Source organism: Nitratireductor sp., assembly GCF_017794765.1.
Taxonomy (GTDB): domain Bacteria; phylum Pseudomonadota; class Alphaproteobacteria; order Rhizobiales; family Rhizobiaceae; genus Nitratireductor.
This window is the reverse complement of record NZ_CP051236.1, coordinates 748,063-764,528: the sequence shown is the minus strand read 5'-3', so window position 1 is coordinate 764,528 and position 16,466 is coordinate 748,063. Positions and strand designations below refer to the sequence as shown.

Here is a 16,466-nt window from a genome sequence, read left to right as displayed (position 1 = left end):
CATCCATGACAGCCCCCCAGCAGACCCTTCGCAAAACGCGCATCCTGCTTCTGATCGGGGGCGGCATCGCAGCCTATAAATGCCTCGACCTGATCCGCCGCCTGCGCGAGCGCGGGGCGAGCGTGCGTTGCGTCATGACAAAGGCCGCACAGGAGTTCATCACCCCGCTATCCGTGGGCGCGCTTTCGGCAGACCACGTCTTCACCGATCTGTTCGACCGTCAGGACGAACACGATGTCGGCCATATCCGTCTTTCGCGCGAGGCCGACCTTCTCGTCGTCGCGCCCGCGACAGCCGACCTGATGGCAAAGCTCGCCACCGGTCAGGCCAATGACCTCGCCTCGACGGTGCTGCTCGCCACCGACAAGCCTGTTCTCCTGGCGCCCGCCATGAACCCCCGTATGTGGGAGCACCCGGCCACGCAGCGCAATGCAAGGACGCTCCGGGAAGACGGGGTGCATTTTGTCGGCCCCAACCGGGGAGAGATGGCCGAAAGCGGCGAAGCAGGCGAAGGTCGCATGGCCGAGCCGATGGAGATCGTGGCAGCCATAGAGGCCCTGCTCGACACCGGCGAAAAGCCGCTTGCGGGGCGCAAGGTGATCGTTACCTCGGGACCAACCCATGAGGTGATCGACCCGGTTCGCTACATTGCCAACCGGTCTTCGGGCAAACAGGGACACGCCATCGCTGCGGCACTTGCCCGCCTCGGGGCATCGGTTCACCTCGTTTCGGGCCCCGTTTCCATTCCGGACCCGCAGGGTGTCACGACCACCCATGTGGAGACAGCACGCCAGATGCGCGAAGCGGTGGAAGCCGCACTTCCGGCAGATGCCGGGGTCTTCGTCGCTGCCGTCGCCGACTGGCGTCCGGCTGTCGAGACCGCCGAGAAGATCAAGAAGAAACCCGGACAGGGCGCTCCCACGCTCGAGCTCACCGAAAATCCCGACATCCTTTCGGGGATCGGGCATCATGAAAAGCGCCCGGCGCTCGTCATCGGCTTCGCTGCCGAAACGCAGGATCTGTTCAAGAATGCGCGCGCAAAGCTGAACAAGAAAGGCGCCGACATCATCGTCGCCAACGACGTCTCGCATGACAGCGGCGTCGGCCCCGGTGGTGTGATGGGCGGCGACCGCAACAGCGTGGTGATCGTCAGCCAGGACGGACACGACGAATGGCCGGAGATGGGCAAGGACGATGTTGCCGAACGCCTGGCACTACTGATCGCCGATCGGCTTGGACCGAAAGAATGACCCTGCAGACTCCGGTTCTCGAAACGGAGCGCCTCGTGCTGCGTGCGCACTCCAGCACCGATTTCGATGCCTTCGCCCACCTCTGGTCGCTGCCGGAGGCCACGCGCTTTACCTCGGGCAAACCACTCACGGGTGAAGATGCCTGGCGCCGTCTCGCCATGCATCGGGGCATGTGGGATCTGGTGGGTTTCGGCTATTTTGCCGTAACGGAGAAGGCGACGGGTGCTTTTCTGGGCGATGCCGGTGTTCAGGAAGCACGGCGCGCTATTACCCCTTCTGTTGAAGGCACGCTGGAGGCCGGATGGGTCTTCCTGCCGGAGGTCCACGGCAGAGGCTATGCGAAAGAAGCCATGGAAGCCGTGTTTTCCTGGTGCTCGCGAGCACACCGGGACAAAACCGTTACCTGCATCATCGATGAGGAGAACGCTCCGTCACGCAGGCTCGCGGAGCGCCTCGGCTTTGTTGAAAAAGCGCGCACCGAGTACAAGGACCGCCCGACAATCGTGTTCTGGCGTGACCAGAGCATTGGACCACGCACAGCGTCAATGCCGCCGATTGTCTCCAATATGTAAACAGCGCGTCTTCGCTGTCGCGGATGTCATAACCGCAGGCACGCACTATCTTTGCTCCAAGCAACAGATGGAGAGACGATCATGTCCATTCGTCCCGTAAAGCAGATTTCGCAGGCCCAGCCCACGATGGAAGGTGCAGGTGTTCGACTTGACCGAGCGTTCGGCTTTGGCGATCCGAAGCTGGCCGATCCGTTCCTTCTGCTCGATGACTTCCGCAACGATCGGCCGGAAGACTATCAGGCCGGCTTTCCCTGGCATCCGCATCGCGGCATCGAAACAATCACCTATGTTCTGGCGGGCAGCGTCGATCATGCAGACAGTCTCGGCAATGCCGGCTCACTTGGCGCCGGGGATGTGCAATGGATGACGGCCGGCAGCGGTATCCTCCATCAGGAAATGCCGCATGGTGACAGGCAGGGCCGTATGCACGGCTTCCAGCTCTGGGCCAACCTGCCATCGAGCGAGAAGATGACGACGCCACGCTATCAGGACGTGAAAGCCGGCGACATTCCTGAAGTGATCGACGATGACGGGACGCGCGTGCGTGTCGTGGTCGGTGAGTTCTGGGGCAAGCGTGGTCCCGTCGATGGTATTGCGGCTGATCCGCAATATCTCGATGTCTGGGTGCCGCCGGGAAAGCGCAAGGTCCTGCCGGTCGACACCTACCGCAGCGCCTTCGCCTACATCTTCGAAGGCTCCGGCACGTTCCGCGATGCCTCGAAACCATTCGGGGTGCTGGTCGAAAAGGAGGTCGCAGGCGAGGAAGTGCATCTCCGCGACATGAGCGGTGACCGCACGCTCGTGGTTTTCGACACGGGCGACGAAGTGGTGGTGCAGGCCGGCGAACGAGGCATCCGCTTTCTGCTCGTTTCGGGCAAGCCCATCCAGGAGCCCGTCGCCTGGCACGGTCCCATCGTCATGAACACGCGCCAGGAACTGGTGCAGGCGTTCAACGAACTGAATGCCGGGACGTTCATCCGCGAAGGCGCGAAGTTCTGACGTCAGACTGAATGGAGGGCGGACGCCTTGTGTCCGCCCTTTCTTCTCAAGATGCCTCGAACATCTGAACGAGGTTGCCGCACGTATCCTCGAACACGGCGATGGTGGGCATCCCCTCCATCCGGGTCGGCTCTGCGCGAAACACCACGCCGCGCGCTTTCAGCCGCTCATACTCTGCCTGCACGTCCTCGCAGGCAAAAGTCGTACAGGGTATGCCGGCATCATAAAGCGCCTTCTGGTAGGTGCGCGCGAAGTCGTATCCCATGGGTTCCAGAAGCAACTCGGTGCCGTTCTCGGCTCCCGGTGTAACCACCGTCAGCCAGCGGGCGCCGCCGGCCGGAAAGTCCTGCTTCTTCCGGAAGCCCAGCACATCCGTGTAAAATGCCTCAGCCTTGTCCTGGTCGTCCACAAGGATACTCATCAGAGCTATTTTCAACATATCGTCTTCACCAGGCGCCGGATTTATGGTCGACCAGATGGATGATCTGGGCGGGGCTCGATATCCAGAACCCGTCGAAATTTTCGCCCAGCGGTTCAATTTCGTCACAGCGCGCGATGCCTGCCGCTTCCAGCCGAGCGGCGGCGGCCTTGGTGTCGTCAGTCACGATTTCCAGCCAGAGTTCCGACTGGCTCATGCCAGGGGTCTTGTCGATCCAGAGCTGGTTGGCTCCGAAGCGAAAGCCGACAGCGGGCAGAAGCTCCTCGATCTGCTCCATGCCGAGTACGTCCCGGTAGAAGCGTACCGTCTCGTCATACTGATGCGGTGGCACCTTCATCGCGATATTGCGCCCGCCGGCGAGCTTCGGTGCTGTGTCGGGCTGGGCGCCAGCCTTGGGCGGCGTAGCGGAAACGTTCATGTCATGCTCCTTGGTGCCAATAGCGAAAGGGGTCTCACCGTTCGTTGAAGCGTGCGGTGTATGCGGCTTCCAGCGCCTTGATCTGCGACCAGAATGGCGGCGTCTTCTCACCTGCGAGCACCGCTTGCAGAACAGTGAGATGGGCATGCCAGCCACCGGAGACATTGATCATCTCCTCCCGGTCGGCGAGGCGTTTGTGGGTCACGACAAGGAGAACCCTGTCGCCCTCGGGAAAGAGCTCGAACTCTACCTGGCTATCGGCACCGTCTCCCGGCCAGGTCATGGCCAGATGCCGCGGTGGATCCCAGGCAATGATCCGCCCCTCGGAGAGAAATCCCTTCTCATTCATCTCCCTATAGGCCTCGGGCGGGTCCTCGTCGGTGAATTCGGAATGGCGGAACAGGAGTTTTGCGGAACCGCCTGCACGCGGCTCCATCTCTCCGCCCGCCAGCCATTGCCGGCGCTTGTCCGCCTCGGTCAGATAGGCCCAAACGCGTTCGACAGGGCCCGGGAGAGATCTCTCGAAGCGCACCTCATTGGGTGCCGTGGCGACGCCATAATCACTTTCCTCGATCTGTCTCATCATCTTCCTCTCAAAGGTTGAGGTGGCTGAGGGGGCGGCACGTCAGTCTCTTCCGGCGTAACTCTCCCGATCCTCCGCTTCCAGGATCGCCTGCAGCTTGTCGAGCCGGTTGGACCAGAAGCGTTCGTAGTAGCGGAACCACGCCTGTGCTTCGGCAAGCCGCGCTGCCTCCAGCCGGCAATAATGGGTGCGGCCGTCCACGCGCCGGCTGACGAGGCCCGCCCCTTCCAGAACCTTCACATGTTTGGAGGCGCCGGCCAGCGACATGTCGAAGGGCTGCGCCAGTTGCGAGACACTTTGCTCACCGCCGGAAAGACGGTGCAGCATGGCCCGCCTGGTCGGGTCCGACAGGGCGTGGAAAACGGCATCGAGATGGGGTGACTGATATTCAACCATGTGGTTTACCTATCAGTCACAACCCAGATAGTCAACCTAATGGTTTACTTTCGCCGCCGGTCAGGTCAGTTTTTTGCGGCGCAGGACACCGGCTCCGCGTCCTCACCCTTCATCAGATCGTAGAGATCGGCATCGTCACCCTTGGTCCACCAGACATAGGGGCCACCGGCATATTTGACACCCGAGGCGGCAAGAACGCTGCTCATCACCACCGGGCCGCCGTCGATCGTGACCACCACAAGCGAATTGTCTTCAGCATTATAATAAGTGGCGTCGATATCGCCGTCCGGGCACGCATAGGTTACCGTGACGGTCTCCACGGTTTCCGCATCGGGCAGATCGATCTCCAGCGTTGCCGCATAAGTCGGGGAACCGATTGCGAGGAGGGCGATCAGTGAAAGAGCGGGGCGGCGCATGGCGGACTCCTGAAACGGTTTCATATGGAATCATGAGACCGTGACAGCGTGTCGATTTGAAGACAAGGCCGGGCCTGGCGCGCACATGAAGAGCCCCGGAAGCAACAATGCTTCCGGGGCCGATGTTCTCGATACCTCTCCTGCGAACGGATCAGCCTGCAGGCTGCTTCGTCTTGCGCAGATAGGGCAGAATGGTCTCGAACGAACCGAAGCGCTTCACCGCATCCTCGTTGGAAACGGCCGGTGTGATGATAACATCCTCGCCCTGCTGCCAATTGGCGGGCGTCGCCACCTGATGCCTGGCTGTGAGCTGGATGGAATCAATTGCGCGGAGGATTTCCGCAAAATTCCGGCCCGTCGTCATAGGATAGGTCAGCACAAGCTTGATCTTCTTGTCCGGACCCACGACATAAACCGAGCGCACCGTCGCGTTGTCGGCTGCTGTACGACCATCGGAGCTTTCGCCTGCATCAGACGGCAGCATGTCGTAAAGCTTGGCAACTTTCAGATCCTTGTCGCCGATCATCGGATAATCGACGGCATGGCCCGTGGCCTTCTTGATGTCGTCCTTCCAGCGGACATGATCCTCGACCGGGTCGACCGAAATGCCGATGATCTTGGTATTGCGCTTTTTGAACTCACCCTCGAGCCCAGCCATCGTTCCAAGCTCGGTCGTGCAGACCGGCGTGAAATCCTTCGGATGACTGAAGAGCACGGCCCACCCGTCGCCAATCCAGTCGTGAAAATTGATGGTCCCGTGAGTTGTCTCGGCGCTGAAATCCGGCGCTGTGTCGTTGATGCGAAGGCTCATCGTTCTCTCCTCCTGGATGAGATGAAACGCGATTGGTGTTCCTGACGCTGCAGGATAGCAACCCGCACACGCCTAGATGAACCTCATCTAGGCGCTATTCTCTATTCGCGCTTGGAATTTCATACCCAAAAAGCGACAGAATGAGGAAAATACCTCTATCAGGAGAGCCGCGAGATAAACCTGTCCACTCAGGCCGCCTTGCGTGTCTGGTAGTCCTTCACCGTGGCAAAGCGTACGGCCTTCCAGCGGTCGGCCTCGTAGTTCAGACCGAACTCGTGCGGCGCAAGAAACACCGGATCGTCGTCCAGATCGCGCGCAATGTCGCCGCGATGACTGGCTATGAATCGATCCACTTCGCCTGGCTCATCGGACGAAATCCAGCGACACACGCTGAAGCGAGCCATCTCGAAATCCACCGGAAGTGAATATTCGACCTTGAGCCGCTCCCTGAGCACATCAAGCTGCAACGCTCCGACCACGCCGACAATGGCGGGCGACCCGTCTTCCGGTGTGAAGAGCTGAACCACGCCCTCTTCGGCCATCTGCTGAAGGGCCTCCCGGAGCTTCTTGGCCTTCATGGCATCGCCAAGCCGGACGCGGCGCAGGATTTCCGGCGCGAAATTGGGCACGCCCCGAAACAGCAGCTCCTCGCCCTCGGTCAGCGTGTCGCCGATGCGCAGCGTGCCGTGATTGGGAATGCCCACCACGTCGCCGGCGAAGGCCTCATCTGCGGTAATGCGGCTCTTGGCGAAGAAAAACTGCGGCGCAGAAAGGCTGATGGGTTTGCCAGTGCGCACGAGCTTGGCCTTCATGCCGCGCTGGAGCTTGCCGGAGCATACTCGCACAAAGGCGATGCGGTCGCGGTGGTTGGGATCCATGTTGGCCTGGATCTTGAAAACAAAGGAGGTCATCTTCTCCTCGGTTGCTTCCACCCTGCGCGAATCCGCATCCTGCGCGCGCGGCGCAGGACCGAAAGTGCCAAGCGCTTCGATCAGGTCGCGTACACCGAAATTGCGCAACGCCGACCCAAAATAAACCGGCGTCAGGTGCCCCTCACGGAAGGCCTGGACATCGAACGGACGGCACGCCTCCTTGCCGAGCAGCATCTCTTCCACCAGCATCTCGCGCTCATGCTCGGGCAGGAGTCCGGCAACCGCATCGGATTCCGGCCCGTTGACGGCGATGGGCTCCACATCGTCATCCGAGCGGCGCATCGTGTTGTTGGCAAGATTGTAGGTGCCGGCAAAGCTCTTGCCCCTGCCAATCGGCCAGGTGATGGGTGCCGTATCGAGCGCCAGCTTCTGCTCGATCTCATCGAGGATCTCGAACGGGTCGCGGCTTTCACGGTCGAGCTTGTTGACGAAGGTGACGATCGGGATGTCACGCAGGCGGCACACCTCGAACAGCTTCAGCGTGCGCGGCTCGATGCCCTTGGCTGCATCGATGACCATGATCGCGCTGTCGACCGCCGTCAGCGTGCGATAGGTGTCATCGGCAAAATCTTCGTGGCCTGGCGTATCGAGCAGGTTGAAGACGTGATCGCCATACTCGAACGTCATTACCGAGGTGACGACGGAGATGCCGCGTTCGCGCTCGATGTTCATCCAGTCCGAACGGGTCTGGACACGGTTCTTCTTCGCCTTCACCTCGCCGGCAAGCTGAATGGCGCCGCCAAAAAGAAGCAGCTTCTCGGTCAGCGTGGTCTTACCCGCGTCCGGGTGCGAAATGATTGCGAAGGTGCGGCGGCGGGCCACCGCATCGGCGATTTTGTCGGTCATCTTGATATGGTTTTCCTGAGGCCGGGCGCTTGTAACAAGCGGCAGGGCGCGTGTCGAACAGAAAGTGGCCGCTTCCTTGCCCACATAATGGTGCAGAGATCCGTCTGGCCGCCACGCCACGGTTGAATTCATCGGCAAAACGCGCCAGACGGAAAGGGTCGTGATCATCGCCCCCCGGACTGCAGCGCACAGGATCAAGCCATGTCGAACACCGTTTCCTCCATGCCCGTTATCGGCCCCAATGTCGGCATTGTCCGTTTGCCTCACGGGGAGGGATTGCCGCTGCCGGCCTATGAGAGTGCCGCCGCTGCCGGTATGGACCTGCGCGCAGCCGTCTCGGAAGACCGCCGCATCGTTCTGCTTCCGGGAAAGCGGGTGCTGGTCCCCACCGGCTTCATCCTCGAACTTCCAGAGGGTCTCGAAGGGCAGGTGCGGCCGCGTTCGGGTCTCGCGCTCAAGCATGGCATTACCTGTCTCAACGCACCTGGCACCATCGACGCGGACTATCGCGGTGAGGTTCAGGTCCTGCTGATCAACCATGGTGAAGATGACTTCGCCATCACGCGCGGCCTCAGGATTGCGCAGCTCGTGATTGCCCCGGTGGTTCAGGTCCGGCTGGAAGAGCGCAGCCATGCCAGCGACACCGTGCGCGGCGCCGGAGGGTTCGGTTCGACCGGGATCGCCTGACATTCGGTTCCTCTCCACGCGTAACCACACCGCGCCCTATACTTTGGTCTAAGGGACGCCGGTTGATTGCCCACACGCAGGGGGTTGCGCGCAATATCCTGTCCGATTATCGGCTTTCCAGGGCCGTTCACCCTGTTGCCTGTCGCTTTCCGGTTGGCAAAAGGGCGCGGTTGTCTACAGTCAGAGTCAGCGCAGGCGGTGGTGCCTGCGGAGCAGCTATATTGCGGAGGAGACGTAATGTTACATGCAAGCAGGAAGTATCTCGCAGCCGGTGCCGTGGCGTTATCGCTGAGCCTTGCACCTGCCGGCGCCATGGCGCAGGACTTCATCAACGTGCTGACCGGCGGCACTTCGGGCGTCTATTACCCGCTCGGCTCACAGCTTTCCAAAATCTATGGCGAAAACATCGACGGCGTGCGTACGCAGGTGCAGTCGACCAAGGCATCGGTCGAGAACCTGAACCTGCTTCAGCAGGGCCGTGGCGAGATTGCATTTGCACTTGGCGATTCCGTCAAATCAGCCTGGGAAGGCGATGCAGAAGCAGGCTTCGACAAGAAACTCGACAAGCTGCGCGCCATCGCCGCAATCTATCCCAACTATATTCAGATCGTTGCGTCGCAGGAATCCGGCATCAAGGAATTCGCCGACCTGAAGGGCAAGGGTCTTTCCGTCGGTGCGCCGAAATCCGGCACCGAGCTCAACGCCCAGCGCATCTTCGGCGCCATGGATATGAGCTATGACGATCTCGGCAAGACGGAGTATCTGCCGTTCGGTGAGTCCGTTGAACTGATCAAGAACCGCCAGCTCGATGCGACGCTCCAGTCGGCCGGTCTTGGCGTTGCGTCCATCAAGGATCTCGCGCTTTCGCTTCCGGTAACGATCGTGTCCGTGCCCAACAGCGTTGCCGAGACGCTCGGTGCCCCATTCATTGCCGCCACCATTCCCGCCGGCACTTATGAGGGGCAGAGCGAGGATGTGCCAACGCTGGCCATCACAAACATTCTCGTTACCCATTCGGATGTTTCCGATGAGGTCGCGTATCAGATGACCAAGCAGCTCTTCGAAAACCTCGACGATATGGTGGCCGCACACGCTGCAGCCAAGGCGATCTCCGCAGAGAATGGCCCCAAGGGCCTGCCGCTGCCCCTGCACCCCGGTGCCGAGCGCTATTACAAAGAAAAAGGCCTGCTCTAATCCAATACGCAAAGGCCCCGTCAATCGACGGGGCCTTCCTGTCACTCTCCTCTTGGGGGCGTGACAGGAAGGCCCGAGATGTCGAGCCCTCCCGCATGCGATGCGCGGGAGCGGACAATCGGCAAGGCCCCGACGCGTAGCATGGGAAGCGGAGCGCCCGATGACGAATACAGAGACTGGCCAGGCCGCGAGCCCGGCCGAGGCTGAATTGCACGACCATACGCACGGAGAATTCGGGGCGGACCGCATCGGCCGGCTGCTGTTCTGGATTGCCGTGGTGTTCTCGCTGTACCAGATCGCCACCGCCGCGCATGTGATCAGCCTGCCAAGCCAGGTGGTCCGTGCTTTCCACGTCGGTTTCCTGACACTGCTGGTTTTCCCGCTGGTGGCGCAGGCGCGTGACAGCACCCCTCCCATCAAGGCGCTGGCATGGGCGCTGGCGCTCGCCGGTGTAGCTGTCGCGCTTTATCAGTATGTTGAATACAAGCCGCTGCTTCTGCGGGCCGGCGATCCCCTGCCGCTCGACATCGTGTTCGGCGTGATCGCACTCATCACCGTCTTTGCGGCCGCGTATGTGCTCATGGGACCGGCGCTGCCAATAATCTCGGGCGCGTTCCTCGCCTATTGCCTGTTCGGCCAATACCTGCCCGCGCCACTCAACCATCGCGGCTATGATTTCAGCCAGGTCATCGACCACATGGCCTATGGTACGGAAGGCATTTACGGCATACCGATCTATGTATCGGCCACCTATATCTTCCTGTTCATCCTGTTCGGCTCCTTCCTGGAGCGTGCCGGCATGATCAGGCTTTTCACGGATGTCTCGCTCGGCCTCGTTGGCCATGCACGCGGTGGCGCGGCCAAGGTGTCAGTCATTTCGTCGGGCCTGATGGGCACGATCTCCGGCTCCGGCGTTGCCAATGTGGTCACCACCGGCCAGTTCACCATCCCGCTCATGAAGCGGTTTGGCTACCGCGCGGCCTTCGCCGGAGGCGTGGAATCCACCGCCTCCATGGGCGGGCAGATCATGCCGCCGGTCATGGGTGCGGTAGCATTCATCATGGCCGAGACGCTGGGTGTGGAGTATTACGAGGTGGTCAAGGCGGCGATCATCCCCGCCGTGCTCTATTTCGCCTCGGCCTTCTGGATGGTGCATCTGGAAGCCGGCAAATACGGTCTGCATGGCCTGCCGCGCTCCGAGCTTCCTTCCGCCCGCAACGCGCTGAGAAAAGGCTGGTACCTCATCCTGCCGCTGGCAGTGCTGGTCTATCTGCTGTTCACGGGATACACGCCGCTCTTCGCTGGCACGATCGGCCTTTCGCTGACAGTGCTTCTTATTCTCGGCGGCTCGGTCGCACTCGGCCTTCCAGGGCAGGTGCTGCGGGTGATCTTCTGGGTTGGCCTTGGTCTCGTTGCCGCGAGCTTCTTTCGCTATGGCATCACGGCCATCCTGATCGCCGCTCTTGCACTCATCATCGCCAACCTGTTTGTCGATGGCGGGCGCAGGACACTCATTGTCTGTCGGGATTCACTCGCTGAGGGTGCCAAGACGGCACTTCCGGTCGGCGTGGCCTGCGCCGTGGTCGGCATCATTATCGGAACCATGACCCTGACCGGCGTTGCGAACACATTCGGCCAGTTCATCGTCTCCGTGGGCGAGACGAGTCTGTTCCTTTCGCTCGTTCTCACCATGATAACCTGCATCGTGCTGGGCATGGGCATCCCCACCATTCCCAACTACATCATCACATCGTCGATCGCCGGCCCGGCGCTTCTGGCGCTTGGTGTGCCGCTGATCGTCAGCCACATGTTCGTCTTTTATTTCGGCATTCTGGCGGACCTGACGCCGCCCGTTGCGCTTGCCTGCTTCGCCGCCGGCCCAATCGCCAGGGAGAACGGCCTCAAGATTTCCATGGAGGCCATCAAGGTGGCTGCCGCCGGTTTCGTCATCCCCTTCATGGCCGTCTACACGCCGGCGTTGATGCTGCAGGATGGCGGGCCGCTGGCGGAGGCCTGGGGCTATTATCCGGCGGTCGCCTATATCGTCTTCAAGGCGTTGCTTGCCATTGCGCTCTGGGGCGCGGCGGTTATCGGGTTTCTGCGCGCGAAACTGGCAATCTGGGAGCGCGTTCTCGCAGCCGCAGCAGCGTTCACGCTCATTGCCGCGCTGCCGATAACCGATGAACTCGGCTTTGGGCTGGCAGCGATCTTCCTTGGTCTGCACTGGTATCGCACCCGTGCAGCGGAGGCACCGGCGGATACGAAGGCCGACACATGAGCATATGTGTTCTGGCAGGAGGAAAGGCGCTCACACTTGGGGCTGCGCTTTTCACCCTGTCATGGACACACTCGGTGGAGAAAATCCGCTGGGAAGAAGACTGGCGGGCGACACGCGCCGGTCTTGAGATTATCGAGGCGCGTGTTCAGGGCTCGGGTGCCGGCATGGAGCCACCGCCCGAAGCACGATTTTCAGAAGGCTGGTGGCGCTATCGCCCCTCCCTGCCGCCGCGGGTTCAGCTTGCACTGGCGGCGTCGGGCGCAACAGGCTCCGGCTGGCGGCTATGCGCCGCCGGATCATGCCATGAGATCGGCACTGAAGCAGGCGAGCCTGTCATCGTGAAATATTGTGAATAGGTAGCGTCAGGCCGCAGTCGGTGTACCCGTGGGGGAACCGCCACCACGCTTCTGGCATGCAGGGCCGGGGCCACGCATATAGTGACGCTCGGGATGATAGCGAGGGGCGAAGAAGTCGCGAAGAACGGCAGCGAGTCGAATGATAAGAGCCATGGGTCATGTCCAACCGGTGGCGGCTCCTCCAAAACCGCCTGTGTGAAGTATCGGGTCAAAAATACACGCACGAAGTGAACGCTCCGTGAATGCCGATCGGATTTCGCCGGGATTTGTGCCGGTTTGATGGCTGAAATCGGGTCTTGTTGCAGCAAACAGTTTCGGTGTGGCCGCCGCGCCACAGCTCGTCTGGGCGCAGCGGCGCCTGGTGTTCAGTTTTCTCCGAGATAAGCGACGATGATGTCGAGCGCGGCCTGAAGGTCGTTGCGGTCGATCATCTCGGTGACAGTGTGGATGTAGCGCGTACCGACCACGATGCCCACGGCGCGCGCGCCTGCGGCTGCCTGCTGGGCTGCCGCGCCGTCCTGCCCACCGCGGGCAAGGATGGTCCGCTGATAGGGGATCGCCCTTTTCTTCGCCAGTTGCTCGACCTCGCGTACCAGCGCCTGGTCGGCGATAAAGGAGGAATCCTTCACGTGAAGACCGAAGCCTTGTCCCTGCTTCGTAACCGCCTCGTGCTCGCCAATGCCCGGCGTATCACAGGAGAGTGTGGTGTCGATGCCGAGCCCGATGTCGGGCTTCACCGCATAGGCGGCCGTGCGCGCCCCGCGCAGTCCCACCTCTTCCTGTGCGGTGAAGGCCACATGGATCTCGCAGTTATGCTTCGTGCCGGCTTCTTCAAGCGCGCGAATTGCCTCGATGCCGAGCCAGCAGGCGACACGATTGTCGAGCGCCTTGGAGACGAATTTCTCGCCCATCTCAAGGAATGGTTCGTCCATCACCACGAAGTCGCCAACCTGAACGAGATCGCGCGCCTTTTCGCCGAGCCCCATATCGACGATAAAGTCACCGGGCTCAGGCACCTTCTTGCGCTCTTCCGCACTCTGGATGTGAATGGGCTTGCCGGCGGGGTTCATCACACCCTTGTAGTCGCCACTCTCGGTACAGACGAGCACGCGGCGGGAAAACAGGTTGCGCGGATCAAAGCCACCCACCGGGTCGAGATGCAGGAAGCCCTTTTCGGTCACATGGGTGACGAGAAAGGCAATCTCGTCCATGTGGCAAAGAAGCATGATTTTGAGCGGGTCGCCCTTCACCTTCTTGCGTGGCCTGCGCACACACAGGAGCGAGCCCATCGGGTCGGTCCGCACTTCATCGAACAGTCCATCGATCTCTTTTTCGATCAGGGCGCGGACGCGCGTTTCGTGGCCCGGTGCACCCGGTGTCTCACAAAGCCTGCGCAGCAATTCGGTGTTCATCAGTGTCCCCGGCAGAGTGTTGTTGGAATCATCGGTGAAGCGCGACCATGGCGCAAAGAGACGCGGAAGGAAACGGCCACGTTTCCGTTTCGCGCTGGCTCAAGCCTCGCGCAGCAATTTCTCGAAGGCGGTGCGTCCGGGTGGGGTAAAGCGGATGACGCGGCTGTCTTTCTCCCGCCGCACCCAGCGCAAAGCGATAAACCGATCGAGAAGCCCGGCCCCCAGGCTTCCAGCCAGATGAGAGCGCCGCACGCTCCAGTCAAGGCATGAGCGGCATACCGGGCGGCGCTTCTCCAACATGGCCTCGATGTCGAGACCGAAACCGGAGAAATAGATGGCGCCCCTGGTCGTGAGGTTAACCTCGTCACCCTCAATCGCGATCAAATCACGCGCGGCAAACGCATCGAACATGGCGACGCCTGCCTCGCCCGCTAGATGGTCATAGCATATCCGGGCTTCGCGCATGGCCGTGTCGCGTGGACCAGGTAAAACCTTTCGCGGTCCAAGCTCCGCGGCCACGCCCATTATCGATTCCAGCATACCGGCGACCTGATGGCCTGCCAGCGCGTAGTAGCGGTGACGGCCCTGCCGCGTCATCCGCAGCAAGCCGCCATCTGACAGCCTGGCAAGATGCGCACTGGCTGTCGGCAAAGTGACACCGGCTTCCATGGCGAGTTCACTGGCCGTGAGCGCTGTGCCACCCATCAGCGCCGCCAGCATGTTGGCGCGCGCAGGATCGCCTACAAGGCTTGCAATCTGGGCGAGGTCCGTTCCTGCTTTCATAGTTCGATGCTAACCAAAGTATGAATGTTCGACAAGCGCTATTCTCGGACCGACGAACAGGGAGAGAAGCGATGCGGGCATATGAGAGATCGATCGTTCCCCCCGTGGGACAGGCCAAAATCCGCCGAACGTGGATCCTGTCGTGGTTCTACCGACTCGCGCTTGCTTGGGAGCGATACCGCCAGCGGCGAGACCTCGCCGATCTCACCGACGAGCAGCTCCGCGATGTCGGCCTCACCCGCCGTGATGTGGAACGCGAATGCGCTAAGCCCTTCTGGGACGTCTGACACAGAAAACCTGAAAATGCTTCCACGCTCATCGAAGCATGCCGGCAGAAAGGAATCATACCCGTGACCATCACGTGTTTCATCCGCTACGAGATCGACCCGTTCAAGCGGGACGCTTTTGAGGAATATTCCCGCAACTGGGGGCAGGCGATCCCGCGCGCCGGTGTCGATCTCATCGGCTATTTCGCGCCATATGAGGGCTCGGCGACGACCGCCTATGGCGTCTATAATGTCGACAGTCTCGCTGCCTATGAGGCTTATCGGACACGGCTTGCGGCGAGCTCCGAAGGTCGCGCAAATTACGAGTTCGCAAGGCGCGAGCGCTTTATTCTCAAGGAGGATCGCATGTTCCTGAAACGCGCTTCCACGCCCCATGCCGAATGGGTGCGGCCATGATCGCGGTCATCTTCGAGGTTGAGCCGGCTGATGGCAGGCGCGATGCCTATCTCGGCATCGCCGCCGATCTGCGTCCGCTGCTCGACGGGATCGACGGCTTCATTTCTATCGAACGCTTCCAGAGCCTCAGCGATGAAAACCGCATTCTTTCACTGTCGTTCTGGCGTGACGAGGAAGCGGTCAGGGCCTGGCGCAACACGGAGGAGCACAGGCAGGCCCAGCGCGCGGGTCGCGGCGGGATATTTGCCGGCTACCGTCTGCGCATCGCCCATGTCCTGCGCGACTATGGCATGGCCGAGCGCGCGGAAGTGCCGGAAGACAGCCGCGCGCTGCATGACGCATGAGCGGCGTCAGGCATTGCCGATGAGCATGCCCGTGGCGAAGACAAGCGCACCGCCAAGCACCACCTGAAAGGTGGCGCGGCTCCACGGGGTCTCCATGTAGCGGTTCTGGATCCAGGCGATCGCCCACAACTCGATGAAAACGATGATGAAAGCGATGATCGTCGCGGTCCAGAAATGCGGGATCAGATAGGGAAGCGCATGGCCGAGACCACCCACGGTCGTCATGATACCCGTGGCAAGGCCGCGCTTTATCGGTGAGCCCCGCCCCGAGATCACGCCGTCGTCGGAGGCCACTTCCGTGAAACCCATGGAGATGCCCGCGCCGATGGATGCTGCAAGGCCAACGAGGAAAGTCTGCCATGTGTCGCCCGTTGCGAAAGCGGCAGCGAAGATAGGTGCCAGCGTGGAGACTGAACCGTCCATCAGGCCGGCAAGGCCAGGCTGCACATAGGTCAGGATGAACTGTTTGCGCTCGGTCTGCTCTTCCTCGGCGCGTTCGTCTTCGCCAAGATGTTTTTCGGAGAGCCGGTGGGCCAGAGATTCATGTGTCTTTTCGGCGATCGCCAGATCGCCAAGCAGTTTGCGAATGCCGGCATCCTCGGTTCGCCTGGCCGCTTCAACGTAGAAGCGATGCGCCTGCTCCTCCATCCGCTCGGCCTGCGCGCGCACCCTGTCGAGCCCGAGCGGCCGCACCAGCCAGTCGGGCTTGCGCTCATAATAGCCGCGCACATGCTCGCGGCGGATCAAGGGGATGCGCTCGCCGAAACGCGCGCGATGCGCCTCGATCAGCGCCGCACGGTGTCCGTCCTCTTCCTCCGCCATGTCATCGAAAACGGCTGCTGAATGCGGATATTCATCGCGCAGCCCGTCCGCGTAGGCGCGATAGATGCGGGCGTCGTCCTCTTCCGACGAAATTGCAAGGGCGAGAACTTCCTGCTCGCTGAGTGAGGAGAACGCGCGGCGCTGGGAACCGAAGAATCGTGAAAACATGAAAAGAGCAGTCCACTGTTTAGAATGATTCTAAGATAGAAGGCGGCGCAGTGACCGTCAATAGATTAGAATGCTTC

The 16,466-nt window shown here is 61.2% G+C and carries 21 protein-coding genes; 10 read left to right on the top strand and 11 right to left on the bottom strand.

Annotated features, from left to right (window positions below; translation table 11 throughout):
- The first annotated feature begins 5 nt into the window (after positions 1-5).
- From coaBC to HF949_RS03745, 3 genes are all read left to right on the top strand, one after another.
- A complete protein-coding gene (gene coaBC, locus HF949_RS03755) occupies positions 6-1,250 on the top strand; it encodes a bifunctional phosphopantothenoylcysteine decarboxylase/phosphopantothenate--cysteine ligase CoaBC (RefSeq protein ID WP_292898367.1) in 1,245 nt (414 codons plus the stop codon).
- A complete protein-coding gene (locus HF949_RS03750) occupies positions 1,247-1,822 on the top strand; it encodes a GNAT family N-acetyltransferase (RefSeq protein WP_292898366.1) in 576 nt (191 codons plus the stop codon). Before coaBC ends, HF949_RS03750 begins: the two co-directional genes overlap by 4 nt.
- Before the next feature lie 81 nt (positions 1,823-1,903).
- Entirely contained in the window at positions 1,904-2,821 is a 918-nt protein-coding gene (locus HF949_RS03745; protein ID WP_292898365.1) for a pirin family protein, read from the top strand.
- Between the two features lie 46 nt (positions 2,822-2,867).
- Here HF949_RS03745 and HF949_RS03740 read toward each other — a convergent pair whose 3' ends face one another.
- The 7 genes from HF949_RS03740 to HF949_RS03710 form a co-directional block, all read right to left on the bottom strand.
- Complete coding sequence (locus HF949_RS03740; protein ID WP_292898364.1) at positions 2,868-3,242, bottom strand: VOC family protein; 375 nt, start codon at positions 3,240-3,242, stop codon at positions 2,868-2,870.
- Positions 3,243-3,267: 25 nt separating this feature from the next.
- The gene (locus tag HF949_RS03735) at positions 3,268-3,678 is read right to left on the bottom strand and encodes a VOC family protein (RefSeq protein WP_292898363.1); all 411 of its coding nucleotides are present in this window, start codon (positions 3,676-3,678) and stop codon (positions 3,268-3,270) included.
- 34 nt (positions 3,679-3,712) lie between these two features.
- Positions 3,713-4,264, bottom strand: coding sequence for an SRPBCC family protein (locus HF949_RS03730; RefSeq protein ID WP_292898362.1), 552 nt, complete (start codon positions 4,262-4,264; stop codon positions 3,713-3,715).
- Positions 4,265-4,303: 39 nt separating this feature from the next.
- Positions 4,304-4,657 carry an ArsR/SmtB family transcription factor gene (locus HF949_RS03725; RefSeq protein ID WP_292898361.1) on the bottom strand — a complete coding sequence of 118 codons (354 nt, stop codon included), beginning with the start codon at positions 4,655-4,657 and terminating at the stop codon, positions 4,304-4,306.
- A 65-nt stretch (positions 4,658-4,722) separates the two neighbouring features.
- Positions 4,723-5,073, bottom strand: a complete 351-nt coding sequence (locus HF949_RS03720; RefSeq protein ID WP_292898360.1) for an MliC family protein — start codon at positions 5,071-5,073, stop codon at positions 4,723-4,725.
- A 151-nt stretch (positions 5,074-5,224) separates the two neighbouring features.
- Complete coding sequence (locus tag HF949_RS03715; RefSeq protein WP_292898359.1) at positions 5,225-5,884, bottom strand: peroxiredoxin; 660 nt, start codon at positions 5,882-5,884, stop codon at positions 5,225-5,227.
- A 188-nt stretch (positions 5,885-6,072) separates the two neighbouring features.
- Entirely contained in the window at positions 6,073-7,662 is a 1,590-nt protein-coding gene (locus tag HF949_RS03710) for a peptide chain release factor 3 (protein WP_292898358.1), read from the bottom strand.
- Positions 7,663-7,863: 201 nt separating this feature from the next.
- Between HF949_RS03710 and dut the strand changes: the two genes are divergently transcribed.
- The 4 genes from dut to HF949_RS03690 all read left to right on the top strand — a co-directional run bounded on the left by dut (position 7,864) and on the right by HF949_RS03690 (position 12,177).
- Entirely contained in the window at positions 7,864-8,349 is a 486-nt protein-coding gene (gene dut, locus HF949_RS03705) for a dUTP diphosphatase (RefSeq protein ID WP_292898357.1), read from the top strand.
- A 237-nt stretch (positions 8,350-8,586) separates the two neighbouring features.
- On the top strand, positions 8,587-9,543 hold the full coding sequence (locus HF949_RS03700; RefSeq protein ID WP_292898356.1) for a TAXI family TRAP transporter solute-binding subunit: 957 nt from the start codon (positions 8,587-8,589) through the stop codon (positions 9,541-9,543).
- A gap of 160 nt (positions 9,544-9,703) precedes the next feature.
- Positions 9,704-11,821, top strand: coding sequence for a TRAP transporter permease (locus HF949_RS03695; RefSeq protein ID WP_292898355.1), 2,118 nt, complete (start codon positions 9,704-9,706; stop codon positions 11,819-11,821).
- Positions 11,818-12,177 carry a DUF1850 domain-containing protein gene (locus HF949_RS03690; protein WP_292898354.1) on the top strand — a complete coding sequence of 120 codons (360 nt, stop codon included), beginning with the start codon at positions 11,818-11,820 and terminating at the stop codon, positions 12,175-12,177. The genes HF949_RS03695 and HF949_RS03690 overlap by 4 nt, the downstream gene beginning before the upstream one ends.
- A 6-nt stretch (positions 12,178-12,183) precedes the next feature.
- Here the strand turns inward: HF949_RS03690 and HF949_RS03685 are convergent, their stop codons facing one another.
- From HF949_RS03685 to HF949_RS03675, 3 genes are all read right to left on the bottom strand, one after another.
- Complete coding sequence (locus tag HF949_RS03685; protein ID WP_292898353.1) at positions 12,184-12,330, bottom strand: hypothetical protein; 147 nt, start codon at positions 12,328-12,330, stop codon at positions 12,184-12,186.
- Positions 12,331-12,542: 212 nt separating this feature from the next.
- Positions 12,543-13,589 carry a M42 family metallopeptidase gene (locus tag HF949_RS03680; RefSeq protein WP_292898352.1) on the bottom strand — a complete coding sequence of 349 codons (1,047 nt, stop codon included), beginning with the start codon at positions 13,587-13,589 and terminating at the stop codon, positions 12,543-12,545.
- Positions 13,590-13,688: 99 nt separating this feature from the next.
- Positions 13,689-14,372 carry an ArsR/SmtB family transcription factor gene (locus HF949_RS03675; protein ID WP_292898351.1) on the bottom strand — a complete coding sequence of 228 codons (684 nt, stop codon included), beginning with the start codon at positions 14,370-14,372 and terminating at the stop codon, positions 13,689-13,691.
- 71 nt (positions 14,373-14,443) lie between these two features.
- On the opposite strand from HF949_RS03675, the gene HF949_RS03670 reads away from it, so the two are divergent.
- The 3 genes from HF949_RS03670 to HF949_RS03660 all read left to right on the top strand — a co-directional run bounded on the left by HF949_RS03670 (position 14,444) and on the right by HF949_RS03660 (position 15,399).
- Complete coding sequence (locus HF949_RS03670; RefSeq protein WP_292898350.1) at positions 14,444-14,659, top strand: DUF1127 domain-containing protein; 216 nt, start codon at positions 14,444-14,446, stop codon at positions 14,657-14,659.
- A 63-nt stretch (positions 14,660-14,722) separates the two neighbouring features.
- Entirely contained in the window at positions 14,723-15,055 is a 333-nt protein-coding gene (locus tag HF949_RS03665; RefSeq protein WP_292898349.1) for an NIPSNAP family protein, read from the top strand.
- Complete coding sequence (locus tag HF949_RS03660; RefSeq protein WP_292898348.1) at positions 15,052-15,399, top strand: antibiotic biosynthesis monooxygenase family protein; 348 nt, start codon at positions 15,052-15,054, stop codon at positions 15,397-15,399. The genes HF949_RS03665 and HF949_RS03660 overlap by 4 nt, the downstream gene beginning before the upstream one ends.
- A gap of 6 nt (positions 15,400-15,405) precedes the next feature.
- On the opposite strand, the gene mbfA is transcribed toward HF949_RS03660, so the two are convergent.
- Positions 15,406-16,389 (bottom strand): iron exporter MbfA, encoded by a 984-nt coding sequence (gene mbfA, locus HF949_RS03655; RefSeq protein WP_292898347.1) that lies wholly within the window; start codon positions 16,387-16,389, stop codon positions 15,406-15,408.
- Between the last annotated feature and the right edge of the window lie 77 nt (positions 16,390-16,466).